The sequence below is a fragment of the Marinobacter zhanjiangensis genome (genome assembly GCF_014651935.1).
GTDB lineage: Bacteria > Pseudomonadota > Gammaproteobacteria > Pseudomonadales > Oleiphilaceae > Marinobacter > Marinobacter zhanjiangensis.
Map to the genome: position 1 here is coordinate 123,869 of NZ_BMXV01000003.1, position 14,571 is coordinate 138,439.

A 14,571-nucleotide genomic window follows, 5' to 3' on the forward strand; every position below is an offset into this window, starting at 1 on the left:
GGGGAGGCTGTGTGCCTCCCCCTCTTTTTTGTCAGATTTACCGATCAGCTGGCGGCTTTCAGCGCCTGGTCAATATCCGCAATAATATCATCCACATGCTCGATGCCGATGGACAGCCGCACCAGGTCCTCGCTGACACCGGCACTGCGCAGTTCGTCTGCGTTCAGCTGGCGGTGTGTGGTGGTGGCCGGGTGGCAGGCAAGGGACTTGGCGTCGCCAATGTTCACCAGACGGTAGATCAGCTGCAGGGCATCGATAAACTTCGCCCCCGCCTCGAGACCGCCCTTGATACCAAAGCTCAGGATGCCGGAAGCCTTGCCGCCGCAGATCTTTTCGCAGGTGGCCTTGTAGGGGCTGCCGGGCAGCGCGGCGTAGTTCACCCATTCCACCAGGGGATGATCCTGCAGGTATTGGGCGACCTTCTCGGCATTCTCGCAGTGGCGCTCCATGCGCAGAGCCAGGGTTTCCAGCCCCTGCATGATCAGGAATGAGTTGAAGGGCGACAGTGCGCTACCGGTGTTGCGCAGGGGCACCACCCGACAGCGGCCGATAAAGGCGGCCGCACCCAGGGCCTCAGTGTAGACCACGCCGTGGTAGGACGGGTCCGGCTCGTTGAGCATGGGGAACTTGTCGGCGCTGGCCTTCCAGTTGAACTTGCCGGAATCCACGACCACGCCGGCGACGGTGGTGCCGTGGCCGCCGATGTACTTGGTCAGGGAGTGCACCACGATATCCGCGCCGTGCTCGATTGGACGGCACAGGAAGGGCGTGGCCACAGTGTTGTCCACAATCAGCGGAATGCCATGGTCGTGGGCAATCTTCGCCCAGGTCTCGATATCCACCACATTGCCCGCCGGGTTGCCGATGGACTCGCAGAACAGCGCGCGGGTGTTCTCGTCAATGGCGGCCACCACATTGTCGTAGTCGTCGTGGGCTACCATGCGGCAGTCGATACCCTGGTTGGGCAGGGAGTGGGCGAACAGGTTGTAGGTGCCACCATACAGTTGGCTGGTGCTGACGATGTTGTTGCCCACCTTGCAGATGGTCTGCAGGGCGTAGGTAATGGCCGCCATACCCGAGGCCACCGCCAGTGCGCCGACGCCGCCCTCCAGCTGCGCCATGCGCTCTTCCAGCACCCCGTTGGTGGGGTTCATGATGCGGGTATAGATGTTGCCCTGCACCTTCAGGTCAAACAGGTCGGCACCATGCTGGGTGTCGTCGAAGGTGTAGGAGGTGGTCTGGTAGATCGGCGTGGTGGCTGCATGGGTGGTGGGGTCGCCGCTGAATCCGGCGTGCAGCGCAATAGTTTCTGGTTTCATTGCTGGCATTCCTTTTTCTTTTTGGAGGGTTGAGGGCAAATATTATGGCACATGCCGCCAACCGCCATTACCGGTTTATGGCTTGGGTCGGTGCATCTGGAACTTCTGGGCGGCTCCCACCGTGAAGTAATCTGCGGACCCACCACCACGAAGCACTGGCTCCGCCGCAGCGGTATCGTAAATGCCGTCACGGATCAGGTGCCGGGCGATGTGAACGCCAACCACCTCACCGAACACCATCCAGGTGTCTACCTTCTGCCCGTCGGCTCCGGCAAGCTGAAGCACCTGGGAGACACGGCATTCCAGCGCCACCGGGCTCTCCGCCACATGGGGAGCGGAGACAACACGGGATGGCTTCGGTGTCAGGCCCGACAGGGTGAATTCGTCCACCTCCGGTCCGACCGGGGCACAGCTTTCGTTCATGGCTTCACTCAGGGAGCGCGTTACCAGGTTCCAGCAGAACTCCCCGGTCTCCTCGGCATTTCGCACCGAGTCCTTGTAGCCGATACTGGCAAAGCCGACGATTGGCGGGACATAGTTGAAAGCGTTGAAGAAACTGTAGGGGGCAAGGTTCAGGGTGTGGTTACGGTCCCGGGAGGAGATCCACCCGATCGGACGTGGGGCCACCAGGGCGTTGAACGGGTCGTGGGCCAGACCGTGGCCGTTGGCAGGTTCATAAAAGTGAATGTCTTCGTTCATACAGCGTACCTGAAAATGGGTGGGGACCGGGATATATGATGATCCGGTAACTTCTGGTCAGATATAGCCAAGAAGACCCATGACACCGAAGATGATCAGGTAACCGGCAACGATGTAGTTCAGCAGGCGTGGAAACACCAGGATGCCAATGCCCGCTGCGATACTGATGAGGGGAACGATTTCAAGGTGAAGGGTCATAACCGTTGTGTCCTGTGGTGGTTGGTCGGTTGGTGTACCGGAACAGGCGTGTGCATGAACGACCAGGTCAAAAGAGCGCCCGAAAACAATACGGTTACAGCCTAGCAAAACAATTGGCTGTCGACAGTCCGGAAAGGAAAAAGGCGTTTCCTGGTAACGACACGTGGCGGGGCGCCCGTCACTGTCAGTCTTTTGCTCCCGGCGTTCAGGGGTAATCGCTGCTGTGAAAAAGACGGTAGCTCCGGATCGAAGATGTGTCTTACCCCTGAGCGCCACTACCTTTGGCATCAGGGTCCGGAAACAGGGTGTCGTAGCACCAGGTGAATACGAAGGCGTAGATCAGATAGAAGACCACGAAGGCAATGTCCACGATGAGTGCTTCCAGCAGACCGATACCCATCCACCAGGCGATGATCGGCAGGAACGCCAGCATCAGCCCAAGTTCGAAACTGATGGCATGGAGAAAGCGCACTTTGAGGGTTTTCCGGGTCGAGCCTGTCAGGCTTTTCAGGCCGTGATCAAACATCAGGTTGAACAGATAGTTCCAGGTGGTGGCGATGGTGGCACCAATGATCCCCAGTACACCGGTCTTGCCCGTGTCAAAGCCGAAGACAAGGGCCGCCAGCGGCACGGAAAGGAGGAGGCCGATCAGTTCGAAAGCAATGGCCTGTCGTATTCTGTCTTTGGTGGATCGCATGACTGGGGTCGCCGTTAGCGAGTCGTCCCGCGTTGATTGCCCCGAAAGGTGGGGTCGTCCTCGATTAATTGAACTGTCTTTGTAGCGGACAGGATCCGTGGACATTGGTAACTCTACGTTTGCTTGAGGTCTCTATTCAAATTTTTGTAGCAAGGGGCGGAGTTGAACCGCCGACCCCGGCATTATGAGACCTGTGTTGGGAAGGCATAGGGACAATAGTTCTCGCCTGAAGGTTAGCGTGTTTATTTTTATTAACACATTGACATCTTTCTTTGAGTGTCTATTATGGAAAGTAGCTCGCGCGATTCGCGTGAATGCTGCAGTTAGACAGTGAATGCTAAAGCGATGCTTCATATGTATGAAGCGCTTTGAAAAAAGCACTTCCGGCAAGGGACCCAGTCGCCCCTCCTGCTACGCAGCAGATGCCGGTGATTGCACATGGCCCGAGATGCAGAGGCTGTTTCTTTAGCAAGTCTAATGAATGCAACTCTGCATCTTATCTCCTTGGGTATGGAGCGGCCACGTGCGATATCAATACAGGATGTATCGTGATAGACCCAAGATTCCCGCTATTCCCCGAGAAAACCACCGAAAAATCGATTTCTACGTTACAGTCTCTCGCTGACGCTTTTTCAATCCCTTTGGCTGATCTTGAGAAGGCCAGACAGCTTTCGCCAATTGAGCGTTATCGGGCAAAAGAGATTCCAAAGGCTGGTGGTGGTATAAGGCAAGTCTATAATCCGAGCTATTTAATCCGCTTGATTCAGTCTAGAGTAAATAAGAGGATTTTCTTGGATTTAGTTCGGTGGCCAGGGTATTTATACGGGTCGTTGCCAAACACGTATATTGATGATGAGCCCGTATATAGGGATTATATTGCGTGTGCAAAGAACCATTGTCTTTCAAAAAGTCTATTAAAAATAGATATATCTAATTTTTTCGATAATATACACAGGGATCACGTTTATCGGATATTTAATGGTCTTCTGAAATTTCCTCCACCAGTTTCGGAGTACTTGACTGATATTTGCTGCTACGAAGATTTCCTTGTTCAGGGCGCGTTGACTTCGAGTTATTTAGCAACCCTCTGTTTCTGGAATTGCGAAGGCGATGTTGTCAAGAGGTTGTCTCGAAAGGGACTTGTTTATACTAGGCTTGTCGATGACATTACAGTTTCGTCCCGCAGGCATGGTTTTAATTTTGACTATGCCGAGCACCATATTAAGATGATGTTGATTGACCTTGACCTTCCTGCTAATGATCGAAAGAAACAAATTTTACGAGATGGTATTGAGCCACTCCATGTACACGGGCTTCGAGTAAACTATCAAACTCCTCGTCTACCTGCAGATGAGGTGCGTAGGATTCGTTCAGCTGTTCATAATGTCGTTAAGATGGCAAAAATAAACAATTATCGTACATCAAGCTCCTATCGCTCTTTGCATGACCGTTGCGTGGGGCGTGTAAACAAGCTAGCGCGTGTTGGCCATAACAAGCATAAAATTTTCAAGGACCAGCTTTTGGGCGTTTTGCCTCTTCCCTCGAGGCGGGATGTAGAAAAGGCTGAAGGAGCAATTAGCTTTCTGGAAAGTTTAGACAGATCTCGTATCAAAGAAAGAAGATATACTAGAAAATATCATCTTGTTAGATATAGGGTTTCAATAATAGCAAGGACTTATGAAAAGGAAGCTCGGTCGTTCGAGTCTCGGCTTTATGCTCTTAGTGATTGTGTTGGGAGTTATGACTGGTGAATCGTTATGTTTGGCCTGTTTTGGGAATTTTTATTATAACATTAATTGGTGCCGCGTGGTCCTTTGTTAATACTTATAATCAGCATGATCTAGGCTTTGATGATCTTTGTTTTTTGTCAAATTGTGTTACTTCTTTTAGAGAAAAGTTCTCTGGTACGATTGAAATATTAGGTTTTGGTTCTTCTGTTGCGTATATTGTTATATTTGCTAGTGGTGTTTATATTGCGTTAAATAACTATTTAACAAGTGTTAAATCCTCTGCTTTGTCCGGACATATAGGTCATCTCACCATGTTTAAGGACTACATGGTAGATGAGCTAAAAAAGTATGGCGCGTTGAAATCTCAGAAGGTAAATGTTTATCGGTGGTATAGGTTGGCCTTTCCTTTGTCTTCAAAAGGGGACATAACAGTTTCAGAAGAATACAAGCTGGCTGTTAGAGGTCTATGTCATGCCATACAAATAACTAATAAATCTATAAACTCACCTAAAGGAGGGTACGGATATAGAAAGCATCAAGATAGAATGATAGAGGCATTGAAGCCCTTTGGAATAGAAATGACGAATTTGCCGAGAAATAATTTCAACGATGTAGAGTTTGAAATTTTTGGTCTAATTGATTCTTTTAATCATACGTTTACAGATATAGACTGTTTTCTTCAAGATTGTGTAAGAGAGTACGTTTAGTCTTGCCGAACATGGAACCATTTCTTAATTACTCTTTTAGTTACTGCTATCCCTCGGCCTGACTGTCTAACTTTGAGTTCACTTCATCATAGTCTGGGCTTGTTTGCCCTATCTCGGGTGCGATTTCACCACTGATCAGCCAAAGGCTGTAATTGGGGTAGATCCTTTTAACTACCTCTAATTCGTTGGTGCTCATCCCACAGTAGAACAGAAACATACAGTTACCCGATCTCTTCACGCTGAAAAAAGACACATACGCACATTTTGGGGGGGCAAGTAGGCAATAGCATGTAGCTGGCCTTATGTCTCCATAAGTCTTTGAAATATTTCGCCTGTTTCAGGGTCTTCGAGCAATTCTGAGAGTGCCTCGATGAGGCCCTCTTTGTCTTCGCATATAAATGCTTTACTTCCGAACTTTACTTTACAGGGATAGCCTGATCTTCCTTGAGACCAAGTAGCTAACTCATGGATGCTTGAATTCTTTGAAGGGTTCCTTGCCCCTATGCCCTGGTAGTCTCTGTACTTCGGTCTTGTCATTTCCTCAAGTACAGATCCAAAAATTGAGGCGGTTGCAGTAGGTGACTCCAGTTTCTCACTGAAAGTGTGAACTAGCACTTCAATTTTGTTGCCTGTAAGTTCTGAAAGCTCCTTATTTAAATCGGTAAAAACCTCTTTTATTTCCTCTTTGTTTTTAATTGACTGGTTGGCTGAATCTAATCCTTTGTTGAATGAGTCTTTAAAGCTGGTCATGATTCTGTACCTTTTTGATAGCGCTAATTACTGGCAGGTGATCGAAGTTTGATTGCCTGCTTAGTATTTGTTCCAGAATGTAGTCACTTGATAGTATATCCGTGTAATCTTCATCTAGTTTCCAAGTAGAGTCGCCGAGAAATGTCGATGAAAAAATGATTTGGTCAAATGTTTTCCATCTTGAATATTTTTCTGAAGCGTAATAGCAACTACCTGCGGACACGAGCTTCCTGTTGTGATCGTTTGAAAATGGTTTTTCGTATCCTAGTTTTCTCCAGAAAGGATTGTATAGTAAATGCTTTCGACTTGGTGTTGTAGGACGTTCGCGAGTCGACATGAGATGCTCTGTCAATGAGCTGTCAAACGGTTCGTCATTGAAATCTCCCATAAGGATGACATGGGAGTTTCTGCATTGATTTCCGTCGGTTTCGTTAATGATGTCTCGTAGTTTTTGACCGTAATAGGCCCTTTCGTCGTGTCCTTTGTCAAAGGTTCGTCTACTTGGCCAATGTGATACGAAAACGAATATTTCTGTATCGTCATATAAAGACTTGATTGACAATGTTTGGGCTATTTTATACGTTCTGCTACCTTTTTCTGCCACCGAACCAACATACTCGCGAGAAATCTTTATCGTTTCAGGGTTGTAAATTATGCATGTTGTGAACTTTGTTCTTCCGACTTCTTCGATTCCGTTGATTATCTCGTAGTCACCTGTAACGGTTTCTAGATCCTTTATGTTTTCTATCCCAATTTCCCCGAGAGCCAGAAAATCAATGTTCATTAAGTCGATTGCAAGCTGAACGAAGTCCTTCGTGAAATTTATTTCTTCTTTAGAGCCCCTGTTATTTCCTAAGGGTGATAACCCCGTATTCCACCATAAAAATGATAAATGCATATTGTAAAATAGTCTCGGGATTAACTTTTATGGATGTTGGCTATTAATGCAGTCAATGCCTTTTTGGGAACCACTTCTCTATGACTCGTTTAGTTACTGCTATCCCTCGGCGTGACTGTCTAACTTTGAGTTCACTTCATCATACTCTGGGCTGGTTTGCCCTATTTCTGGTGCGATTTCACCGTTGATAAGCCAAAGACTGTAGTTGAGGTAGATCCTTTTGACTACCTCCAACTCGTTGGTGCTCATTCGAACACCCTTATACAAGACGGCTTTCCACCTTGAGTTTCAGATTCCGGTGGATCTCACCAGTTTATCGATTTCCGTGTTTTCTTGACTAGTTATCATGATAGACGACCAGCTAGCAGAACGCATCAAAGACCTGAATTTGCCGCCCCTGATGGACTGGCGAGAGTTCGCCGACTGGGTCCGGGTAGACCAGCGCGTAGCAGAGGGGTGGGTAAAGCGCGCCTACATCCCGGTTCACAAAATCGGTCGCTGCTACGGTTGGTTTTCCCCACGCTGACTATGGCCGGCCGCCTTGCAACAGGTCTTGCAGCGAGACCAACAACGACGGTGTACCGGAATTGGGCTGAGGTCTGTCATCGGTAGAGGGTCATCAGCAGGGAGCTGACAGCCAGGCTCAGACTGGCGCTAAGCATCCAGAGAACGTGTGTACGCGCAGGGCAGGCGAACAGCTGGAGGCTGATCCTGCATGTCTACTGGTAGCCTGTCCCGGCGCCGAACCCGCTCATGCATAAGGTTGGCGCTGTAGCTGTTTAGGCTGATACATCTTGCCAGCCGGCTGTCGGGATACTGCCTGTTGTAAGAAGGCGAGGAATAGACCTGCTTGTCCAGTCTCGGAACCAGGGTAACGGACAGGTAGACCACATACGCAAGCCAGAACGGCCCGGAGATGAAGGTAAAGCCGCCAATCATTACTGAGACGTCCGCGACGGTCAGGTCAGGAGAATGAACAATCCAGGCGATTGTGCAGGCGATCCACAACCCCAAAGGGACTGAAACGTAGCAAGCTATGCCAGGAACAGACATTATTGGTTACCGTTTCTCGGAATGGGTCGGTTATCGGGCGACCTCGAAAAGGACAAATCCGGCTACGCCACCCGATACCACCAGTATCATCCAATAAACATAGACCCGTAACGCCAGGCGCAACGCCGCCGGCTGCAGCCTCAGATCTACCGGCAGGTTGTACATTTTTCGCGCTCTCGCGCTGACAAGGTTCGCGCTGTAGATATTCAGGCGCGTAAGCCGGGCCATCCAGTTACCGGCATAGTATCTGTCGGATGCTTGCCCCGTGCTGGTCAACGCATCAAGGGGAGGGATCAGCTTTATGGCGAGGTACATTATATAGATAATCCAGAAAGGAGAGGTGATGACCGAGAAGCTCCCTGCTACCATTGCGACGTCCACAGCCAAAGATTCCTGGCTTTGAGTTAACCAGGACATTACAAAGGCAGCCCATAGACTGATAGGCAGGCACAGGTAGCACAGTACATTGGTAATTGACATCGCGCTTACCTTATATAGTACTCGTAGATAAGTTCTCCACCCGCCTTTCCAGCCTTTGATCCGGCGTAACCACCTACAGCAGACCCCGCGCCGCCAGCCAAAACTCCGCACCAAAGCGCGCTGGTCCCCCCGCTGGGAATCCCCAGCGCGAGTGTGCAGACTCCCCAGGCCGTTAACGCACCACCTCCTGTACCAACGGCAAGCCCACCCGCTGTTTCCCCTCTCAGAGAGTATTTGGTGAAGTCACAGTTCTTGCTATCGGCCTTGCAGGCCTCTTTTATAGCAAGTTCATTGATGGACACACCAACAGCAGCGGTCAGGAAGCCGCCAGCTTTCAGGTACCGTGAGGTTCTGTCAAAGCGATCGAAATGAGTTTTGAATGCCTCTACATTCGTTGCGCCACCGGATCTTTTCCACTGGACAACCTGGCTCTTGGTGCTGATGCTCAGCACATCCTTCGCTTTGTTATCCAGGGGACTTCCGAAGGCGAGACGCCTGCCGTATCGGCCGATGACCGTATCCAGCCGGCTGTAGATCTGCCGGCGCTTCTCGAAGAAGTGGGGGGACAGTTTTCCCTGCCGCTTGTAGGTGTCCACATAGGCCCGTTCCAGTTCCTTGAGGGATTCACCCACCATCTTGTTGGCTTCGGAGCTGAATGAGATCAGGGAGGTGGCCAGCGTGTTCCCCACAGACGCCCCCTCGAGAAGAATGTTGGGGTCATCAGTGGCGTTGTTGACAAGCTGCGGATTCTGGGCAATCACACGCCGTTGCTCGCCATCCATACCATTGCGTATCTGCCGGTTTATCTGGCCAACCAGATTGATGATTGCCGTTTCGATTGATGAGTCGTAGCAGACCGGTTGCGGTAGAAAGAGGAACTGTCCCTCCAGTACATCATTAAACTCACCGGCCGCAAGCTGGTTGTAATGTAGAAAATCCTTTGCAAGCGCGGAATCGAGACTTCCGTAAAGCTCAAGGGCGAGCAGTTCGAGGTAGGTCTGGCGGCGAACGACGTGAAGATACAGGTTATCTGTAGTGGACATGGTTACGCTCCCTGCGTGAATTTCCCTGATTCAGGCAGGATTATGCTATTTGGTGGCAGTGAGGGTCAATTGTCGTCGCAGACACTCAGGAGAATCCAGGAGAGTTGGGCCAGTCCCCGAAGTTTCCAGGCAGAAACAAAAAAGCCCGACTCTTGCGAGCCGGGCTTTCGAATACTGGTAGCAAGGGGCGGAGTCGAACCGCCGACCCCGGCATTATGAGTGCCGTGCTCTAACCAACTGAGCTACCTTGCCATTTCGGTCGGGAATGCGTCCCGAACGAGGCGCGTATTTTCAGTATTTGGGCTCTTTGTGTCAAGGCTTCGGGCCGGATTTTCCTGAAAAATTACACGTTGAAACGGAAGTGGATAACGTCGCCATCCTGGACGATGTAATCCTTGCCTTCCAGTCGCCATTTGCCGGCGTCCTTGGCGCCCAGCTCGCCGTTATACTTGACGAAGTCCTCGTAGGCGACCACCTCGGCGCGGATGAAGCCCCGCTCGAAGTCAGTGTGGATCACGCCAGCGGCCTGTGGTGCGGTGGCGCCGATGCGTACGGTCCAGGCGCGCACTTCCTTCTCGCCGGCAGTGAAGTAGGTCTGCAGGCCCAGCAGCTTGTAGCCGGCGCGGATAACCCGGTCCAGGCCGGGTTCTTCCATGCCCATTTCATCCAGGAACATGGACTTCTCGTCGTCTTCCAGTTCCGCAATCTCGGCTTCGATCTTGTTGCAGATGGGTACCACCACGGCGTTTTCTTCGGTGGCGATCTCCATCACCTTGTCCAGGTGAGGGTTGTTCTCGAAGCCATCTTCGCTGACGTTGGCGATGTACATGGTGGGCTTGACGGTGAGCAGGCACAGCTCCCGCACCAGGGCCATCTGGTCATCGTCCAGGTTCATGCTGCGAACGGGCTTGCCTTCGTTCAGTACCGGCAGCAGCTGCTCGAACATCTCCTGCTGCGCTTTGGCGTGTTTGTCGCCGCTCTTGGCCACGCGCTGTACCCGTTTGATGGCTTTCTCGACGGTGTCCAGATCGGCCAGGGCCAGTTCGGTGTTGATGATCTCGATATCGGACGCCGGGTCAATCTTGTTGGCCACGTGGATAACGTTCTCATCCTCGAAGCAGCGCACCACATGGGCGATGGCATCCGTCTGGCGGATATTGGCCAGGAACTGGTTGCCCAGGCCTTCGCCCTTGGAAGCGCCTTCCACAAGCCCCGCGATATCCACGAACTCCATGGTGGTGGGAATCACTTTCTGGGGCTTCACGATCTCCGCCAGCTTGTTCAGGCGCGGATCCGGCATTGGCACGACGCCGGCGTTCGGCTCGATAGTGCAGAACGGGAAGTTCTCGGCGCCGATTTCCGCCTTGGTAAGTGCGTTGAACAGGGTGGATTTGCCGACGTTGGGAAGGCCGACAATGCCGCAATTGAATCCCATGGAATGCCTCTGGTGATCGTGGGAAGTCGTCTTCCGGAGTGTCCCGTTCAGGTCGGGCGGAAGCAGGCTTCCTGGAGAAATTTGGCCGGATTATACCGGTGAAAGGGTACGGGTGCGAGTAAGGGGTTGCCCTTGCGGCCCAGTGCTGCTGTGGCCCGTGCTGTCAGGCCGTAGGTCTGAAGCTGTGCAACCGGTTCATGGCGGCAGACAGATTGCCGTTCGCCGCGTCGGGCAGTACCCGGATAATCTCGTCGATAACCGCGTTCAGCTCTGTGGTTTCCTGCTTGGTCAGTCTGCCCAGAACATAGCCGGTCACCTTGCGGCTGTCGCCGGGGTGGCCGATGCCTACGCGCAGGCGCTGGAATTCGTTGGTGCCCAGGTGAGCAATGGTGTCCCGCAGGCCATTGTGGCCGCCGTGGCCGCCGCCTTTCTTGAGTTTGGCCGTGCCGGGGGGCAGGTCCAGTTCGTCGTGGGCGACGAGGATCTGTTGTGGAGCAATCTTGAAGAAATCCGCGAGGGCCTTGATGGACTGGCCGCTGCGGTTCATGAACGTGGTGGGGTTTAACAGGTGCAGGTCAAGTCCCTGCCAGTGAATACGGGCATAGAGTCCATGATACTTCTTTTCGGGGCGGAGCGGCTGGCCCGCTTCACGGGCCAGCGCTTCGACGAACAGGGCGCCGGCGTTATGACGGGTATTCTCGTAATCGGCCCCGGGGTTACCGAGACCCACCACCATGACAATATCCTGTGCCATAAACGCCTGCTCCCCGGACAGGAATTACTCCTTGTCTTCGGCTTCTTCGCCGCCTTCTTCGTCTTCTTCATCATCTGTCTTGGCGCCACGCGGCAGGTGCACGGACACGACCGCCTGGTCATAATCTTCACCGTGCTGCAGGGCAGCGGAGCGAACGCCTTTCGGCATCTGCAGATCGCTCAGGTGAATGACCTGGTCCAGATCGAGATCCATAACGTCGATCTCGATGAACTCGGGCAGGTCCTGTGGCAGACAGATAACTTCCACCTCGTTCAGCTGGTGGGAGATAACGCCACCTTGCAGCTTGACCACCGGTGCCTGGTCTTCGTTCAGGAAGTGCAGCGGTACGTTGACGTGGATCTCGTGGTCCTTGTCGACGCGCTGGAAGTCAGCGTGGCTCAGAATCGGCTTGTACGGGTGACGCTGCAGATCCTTGAGGATGACGCTTTCTTTCTTGCCCTGAAGGTCGATGGTCAGGATGTGAGAGAAGAAGGCCTCGTTTTCCAGGTCTTTCTTCAGCTCGTTGTGCCAGATGGCGATGGGCGTAGCTTCCTTGTTGCCACCATAGATGATGGCAGGAATCTTACGCTCCTCGCGACGCAGGCGGCGGCTCGCACCCTTCCCCTGGTCGTCACGAGGAAATGCTTCAATGACGAATTCCTTCTTGGACATGGTTATTACCTCGTTCAATCATCCACCGGGCCCGCGACCAGGCTTGCGGCGATGAGTATAGTGAAGGCCGGATTATTCCGGCGCTTAAAGCAGAACTGGAGCCCCGCGAAAACAGGGCTCCAGTTCCGGATTCTTCAGAGATGATTCCCTGGGTATCTGGCGTTACTGCTGGCTCAGACGTTCTCGAACATGGCGCTGATGGACTCTTCGTTGCTGACGCGACGAATGGATTCGGCCATCAGCCCCGCCATTCCGAGGGGGCGGATTCTATCACAGTTCTTCGCTTTGTCACCCAGCGGAATGGTATCGCACACTACCAGCTCGTCCAGCTGTGACGCATTGATGTTGTCAATGGCCGGGCCCGACAGTACCGGGTGGGTGATGTAGGCAACCACGCGGGCGGCGCCGTGTTCCTTGAGCGCGTTGGCGGCCTTGCAAAGCGTGCCGGCGGTATCGACGATGTCGTCCACCAGAATGCAGGTCTTGTCTTTTACATCACCAATGATGTGCATGACCTGGGACACGTTGGCCTTGGGGCGACGCTTGTCGATAATGGCCAGGTCGGCATCGTCCAGGCGCTTGGCGACGGCACGGGCGCGAACCACACCGCCCACATCCGGGGATACCACAATGAAATTCTCGAAGCGCTGCTTCTCGATATCCTCGAGCATGACCGGCGTGGCGTAGATGTTGTCCACCGGAATGTCGAAGAAGCCCTGAATCTGGTCAGCGTGCAAGTCTACCGTCAGTACACGGTCCACCCCGATGGAGGAGATCATGTCCGCCACCACCTTGGCGCTGATGGCTACCCGTGTTGAACGTACCCGACGATCCTGGCGTGCGTATCCGTAATAGGGGATAACGGCGGTGATGCGTGTGGCGGATGCGCGGCGCAGGGCGTCGGCCATCACGATCAGTTCCATCAGGTTATCGTTGGTGGGGTAGCAGGTGGGCTGGATGATGAAGACGTCGTGACCGCGCACGTTTTCATTGATCTCGACAGTGGTCTCACCGTCGCTGAAGCGGCCTACGGTCGCCTGTCCCATGGGGATATGAAGTTTCTGGGCAATGGCCTTGGCGAGTTCCGGGTTGGCATTGCCGGCGAAAATCATCAACTTGGACACGGCGGTATCCTTCTGTAACTCAGCTTTGGATTCAGAGGAATAGGAAGAAAGGTGGCTGGGGTGGCAGGATTCGAACCTGCGCATGACGGGATCAAAACCCGTTGCCTTACCACTTGGCGACACCCCAATATCGTGCTGCTTTCTCGGCATCATGTCAGCTCTGTCAGCTTTTTATGAAGTGGTGAACGATTCACCCCTCTAGCTACGAACCCCGTGATGCCGGTGGGTTTTTCCGCCCAAACACTCCGGGCTTCAGCTTCTGTCGGGAAACGTCCGAAGATGCAAGCTCCGGTCCCGGTTAATCTTGCGGGTCCGAATTTGCTCAGCCAGTCCAGGCTGTTTTTTACCTCTGGATACAATCGCTTGACTACGTCTTCACAATCGTTCCGGTAACCTGAGGCATCTCCCTCAAAAGCGGGCGCTATTGTGATTCGGGGGGTATTTCTTGTCAACCCTGCATTCGAAAAAATATCGGCGGTGCTGATCTCGACATCCGGCTTCAGTACCACAAACCAGTCTTCCGGTGGTGACGCCGGGGTCAGCTTTTCGCCAACACCTTCTGCCATGGCTGCGCGTCCGCGGACGAATACCGGCACGTCGGCGCCCAGTGCCAGGCCCAGTTCAGCAAGCCGGTCCTCGGACAATGCGGTTTGCCACAGGTGGTTCAGTGCCAGCAGGGTGGTGGCGGCATTGGAGCTGCCGCCGCCCAGGCCGCCGCCCATGGGCAGCCGCTTGTCCAGGATGATATCCGCACCCAGGCTGGTGCCTGTGGTGGCCTGCAGGTGCTCGGCGGCGCGGATGATGAGGTTCTGGTCACGGGGTACGCCGGTCAGCTCTGGCTGCAGGTTGATACGGGCGTCATCGCGCAGGCGAAAGGTCAGGGTGTCGCCGTAGTCCAGGAACTGGAACAGGGTCTGCAGCTCATGGTAGCCGTCGGCACGGCGACCGGTGATATGCAGGAACAGGTTGAGCTTGGCCGGCGAAGGCAGGGTGATTTCGGTCATCGAGCCGT

Annotated in this window: 15 protein-coding genes and 2 tRNA genes; 2 read left to right on the forward strand and 15 right to left on the reverse strand. The window is 53.1% G+C overall.

Annotated features, from left to right (window positions below):
• Positions 1-44: 44 nt before the first annotated feature.
• The 4 genes from IE079_RS07220 to IE079_RS07235 form a co-directional block, all read right to left on the reverse strand.
• Positions 45-1,319: an O-acetylhomoserine aminocarboxypropyltransferase/cysteine synthase family protein gene (locus IE079_RS07220; protein ID WP_189574951.1), complete on the reverse strand. Its 1,275-nt coding sequence runs from the start codon at positions 1,317-1,319 to the stop codon at positions 45-47.
• Between the two features lie 75 nt (positions 1,320-1,394).
• Positions 1,395-2,018, reverse strand: a complete 624-nt coding sequence (locus IE079_RS07225; protein WP_189574953.1) for a flavin reductase family protein — start codon at positions 2,016-2,018, stop codon at positions 1,395-1,397.
• Positions 2,019-2,075: 57 nt separating this feature from the next.
• Positions 2,076-2,216: a DUF3096 domain-containing protein gene (locus tag IE079_RS07230; protein WP_189574955.1), complete on the reverse strand. Its 141-nt coding sequence runs from the start codon at positions 2,214-2,216 to the stop codon at positions 2,076-2,078.
• 259 nt (positions 2,217-2,475) lie between these two features.
• Entirely contained in the window at positions 2,476-2,913 is a 438-nt protein-coding gene (locus IE079_RS07235) for a PACE efflux transporter (RefSeq protein WP_189574957.1), read from the reverse strand.
• A 548-nt stretch (positions 2,914-3,461) separates the two neighbouring features.
• On the opposite strand from IE079_RS07235, the gene IE079_RS07240 reads away from it, so the two are divergent.
• Both IE079_RS07240 and IE079_RS07245 read left to right on the forward strand, forming a co-directional pair.
• Positions 3,462-4,664: a reverse transcriptase family protein gene (locus IE079_RS07240; RefSeq protein ID WP_227712370.1), complete on the forward strand. Its 1,203-nt coding sequence runs from the start codon at positions 3,462-3,464 to the stop codon at positions 4,662-4,664.
• Positions 4,661-5,350, forward strand: a complete 690-nt coding sequence (locus tag IE079_RS07245; protein ID WP_189574960.1) for a retron Ec48 family effector membrane protein — start codon at positions 4,661-4,663, stop codon at positions 5,348-5,350. The genes IE079_RS07240 and IE079_RS07245 overlap by 4 nt, the downstream gene beginning before the upstream one ends.
• 300 nt (positions 5,351-5,650) lie before the next feature.
• Here the strand turns inward: IE079_RS07245 and IE079_RS07250 are convergent, their stop codons facing one another.
• From IE079_RS07250 to ispE, 11 genes are all read right to left on the reverse strand, one after another.
• Positions 5,651-6,100, reverse strand: a complete 450-nt coding sequence (locus tag IE079_RS07250; protein WP_189574961.1) for a hypothetical protein — start codon at positions 6,098-6,100, stop codon at positions 5,651-5,653.
• Complete coding sequence (locus IE079_RS07255) at positions 6,087-6,998, reverse strand: endonuclease/exonuclease/phosphatase family protein (protein ID WP_189574963.1); 912 nt, start codon at positions 6,996-6,998, stop codon at positions 6,087-6,089. Before IE079_RS07255 ends, IE079_RS07250 begins: the two co-directional genes overlap by 14 nt.
• A gap of 1,083 nt (positions 6,999-8,081) precedes the next feature.
• Positions 8,082-8,531: a hypothetical protein gene (locus tag IE079_RS07260; protein WP_189574965.1), complete on the reverse strand. Its 450-nt coding sequence runs from the start codon at positions 8,529-8,531 to the stop codon at positions 8,082-8,084.
• A gap of 5 nt (positions 8,532-8,536) precedes the next feature.
• Positions 8,537-9,574, reverse strand: coding sequence for a hypothetical protein (locus IE079_RS07265; RefSeq protein WP_189574967.1), 1,038 nt, complete (start codon positions 9,572-9,574; stop codon positions 8,537-8,539).
• Positions 9,575-9,749: 175 nt separating this feature from the next.
• Positions 9,750-9,826 (reverse strand) — tRNA-Met (locus tag IE079_RS07270).
• A gap of 91 nt (positions 9,827-9,917) precedes the next feature.
• Positions 9,918-11,009 carry a redox-regulated ATPase YchF gene (gene ychF / locus IE079_RS07275; RefSeq protein ID WP_189574969.1) on the reverse strand — a complete coding sequence of 364 codons (1,092 nt, stop codon included), beginning with the start codon at positions 11,007-11,009 and terminating at the stop codon, positions 9,918-9,920.
• Between the two features lie 163 nt (positions 11,010-11,172).
• Positions 11,173-11,763, reverse strand: a complete 591-nt coding sequence (gene pth / locus IE079_RS07280) for an aminoacyl-tRNA hydrolase (RefSeq protein ID WP_189574971.1) — start codon at positions 11,761-11,763, stop codon at positions 11,173-11,175.
• A 24-nt stretch (positions 11,764-11,787) separates the two neighbouring features.
• Positions 11,788-12,435: a 50S ribosomal protein L25/general stress protein Ctc gene (locus IE079_RS07285; RefSeq protein ID WP_189574973.1), complete on the reverse strand. Its 648-nt coding sequence runs from the start codon at positions 12,433-12,435 to the stop codon at positions 11,788-11,790.
• A 173-nt stretch (positions 12,436-12,608) separates the two neighbouring features.
• Positions 12,609-13,559 carry a ribose-phosphate diphosphokinase gene (locus tag IE079_RS07290; protein ID WP_189574975.1) on the reverse strand — a complete coding sequence of 317 codons (951 nt, stop codon included), beginning with the start codon at positions 13,557-13,559 and terminating at the stop codon, positions 12,609-12,611.
• Between the two features lie 52 nt (positions 13,560-13,611).
• Positions 13,612-13,686 (reverse strand) — tRNA-Gln (locus IE079_RS07295).
• A 22-nt stretch (positions 13,687-13,708) separates the two neighbouring features.
• Positions 13,709-14,563, reverse strand: coding sequence for a 4-(cytidine 5'-diphospho)-2-C-methyl-D-erythritol kinase (ispE, locus tag IE079_RS07300; protein WP_189574977.1), 855 nt, complete (start codon positions 14,561-14,563; stop codon positions 13,709-13,711).
• Between the last annotated feature and the right edge of the window lie 8 nt (positions 14,564-14,571).

Bases quoted from the DNA above. Each gene is read 5' to 3' on its own strand.
- IE079_RS07230 (WP_189574955.1), bottom strand. From the start codon at position 2,216: ATGACCCTTCACCTTGAAATCGTTCCCCTCATCAGTATCGCAGCGGGC.
- IE079_RS07250 (WP_189574961.1), bottom strand. From the start codon at position 6,100: ATGACCAGCTTTAAAGACTCATTCAACAAAGGATTAGATTCAGCCAAC.
- IE079_RS07220 (WP_189574951.1), bottom strand. From the start codon at position 1,319: ATGAAACCAGAAACTATTGCGCTGCACGCCGGATTCAGCGGCGACCCC.
- pth (WP_189574971.1), bottom strand. From the start codon at position 11,763: ATGGCACAGGATATTGTCATGGTGGTGGGTCTCGGTAACCCCGGGGCC.
- ispE (WP_189574977.1), bottom strand. From the start codon at position 14,563: ATGACCGAAATCACCCTGCCTTCGCCGGCCAAGCTCAACCTGTTCCTG.
- IE079_RS07285 (WP_189574973.1), bottom strand. From the start codon at position 12,435: ATGTCCAAGAAGGAATTCGTCATTGAAGCATTTCCTCGTGACGACCAG.
- IE079_RS07225 (WP_189574953.1), bottom strand. From the start codon at position 2,018: ATGAACGAAGACATTCACTTTTATGAACCTGCCAACGGCCACGGTCTG.
- IE079_RS07265 (WP_189574967.1), bottom strand. From the start codon at position 9,574: ATGTCCACTACAGATAACCTGTATCTTCACGTCGTTCGCCGCCAGACC.
- IE079_RS07260 (WP_189574965.1), bottom strand. From the start codon at position 8,531: ATGTCAATTACCAATGTACTGTGCTACCTGTGCCTGCCTATCAGTCTA.
- ychF (WP_189574969.1), bottom strand. From the start codon at position 11,009: ATGGGATTCAATTGCGGCATTGTCGGCCTTCCCAACGTCGGCAAATCC.
- IE079_RS07235 (WP_189574957.1), bottom strand. From the start codon at position 2,913: ATGCGATCCACCAAAGACAGAATACGACAGGCCATTGCTTTCGAACTG.
- IE079_RS07255 (WP_189574963.1), bottom strand. From the start codon at position 6,998: ATGCATTTATCATTTTTATGGTGGAATACGGGGTTATCACCCTTAGGA.